At 63.6% G+C, this 1,272-nt stretch carries 1 protein-coding gene; it reads left to right on the top strand.

The genetic code is table 11. The features are described from left to right. Positions 1 to 64: 64 nt before the first annotated feature. Positions 65 to 1,254 (top strand): IS3 family transposase gene (locus tag FHD68_RS18610; protein ID WP_139086608.1). Its coding sequence is split into 2 segments (ribosomal slippage): positions 65 to 323 and positions 323 to 1,254, totalling 1,191 coding nucleotides; the frame shifts between segments, so codons are not numbered across the junction. The last annotated feature ends 18 nt before the right edge of the window (positions 1,255 to 1,272 follow it).

A 1,272-nucleotide genomic window follows, 5' to 3' on the forward strand; every position in this document is an offset into this window, starting at 1 on the left:
TGACGTTGCCCCCTGCGCCTAATCCAGTTTGAGGTAGACTCTGGCCCAACCAAGAGGACCAGAGATGAAGCGCAGCAGGTTCACCGAAGATCAGATCATCGGCATTTTGAAGGAGCATGAGGCAGGAGTTTCCGTCGCCGATCTGTGCCGCAAGCACGGCGTCAGCGATGCGACGGTCTACAAGTGGAAGGCCAAGTATGGCGGCATGGACGTCAGCGAGGCCAAGCGCCTGAAGGGGCTTGAGGACGAGAACGCTCGCCTGAAACGGCTGCTGGCCGATGCGATGCTCGACACTGCGGCGCTGAAAGATCTCCTGGGAAAAAAGTGGTAGCGCCCGCCGCGAAGCGGCAAGCGGTCGCACATCTGGTGGCAGGCCACGGGATGAGCGAACGGCGGGCGTGTCGGGTGATCGGCTGTTGCCGGATGACCATGCGGTATGAGGCGATCCGGCAGGACGATCCGGTGCTGCGCGAGCGGCTCAAGGAACTGGCGCGGGTCCGTCGCCGCTTCGGCTATCGGCGGCTGCATGTGTTCCTGCGCCGCGAGGGGCATGAGGTGAACCACAAGCGTCTGTTCCGCATCTACCGTGAGGAACGGCTGCATGTCCGGCGCCGCGGCGGGCGCAAGCGGGCCATCGGCACACGAGCTCCGATGTTGCGGCCACTGATGCCGAACCAGCGCTGGTCACTGGACTTCGTCTCCGACCAGCTGACCGATGGCCGCCGCTTCCGCGTGTTGACTGTGGTCGATGACTGCACGCGGGAGTGCCTTGCCCTGATCGCCGACACATCGCTGTCCGGTGCGAGGGTCGCGCGGGAACTGGCAACGCTGTTCGATGTGCGCGGCAAGCCCGGAACCGTGGTCAGCGACAACGGGACCGAATTTACGTCGAACGCCATCTTGACCTTCGCTGACGATCGCAAGATCGAATGGCACTACATCGCGCCCGGCAAGCCGACCCAGAACGCCTTCATCGAGAGCTTCAATGGTCGGTTGCGCGACGAGCTTTTGAACGAGACGCTGTTCCCGTCCCTGAGCCATGCCCGCGCCACGCTCGCAGCCTGGCGCATGGACTACAACATCGAACGCCCGCATTCACGCCTTGGCTGGCAGACGCCAGCCGAGTTCGCCCAAACCTTCACCCCGCAACGGGGCCTGACGCTGCGCAACCCGCAAAGCTCCGCGCCAGCCCCCGTTGCCCAACCCGTCCAAAACGGCAAAACTCAAACTCGGAGTCTCGCTCACGCTGGATAAAAGTCGGGGGCAACGTCA

The sequence above is a fragment of the Paracoccus marcusii genome (genome assembly GCF_006151785.1).
Classification (GTDB): domain Bacteria; phylum Pseudomonadota; class Alphaproteobacteria; order Rhodobacterales; family Rhodobacteraceae; genus Paracoccus; species Paracoccus marcusii.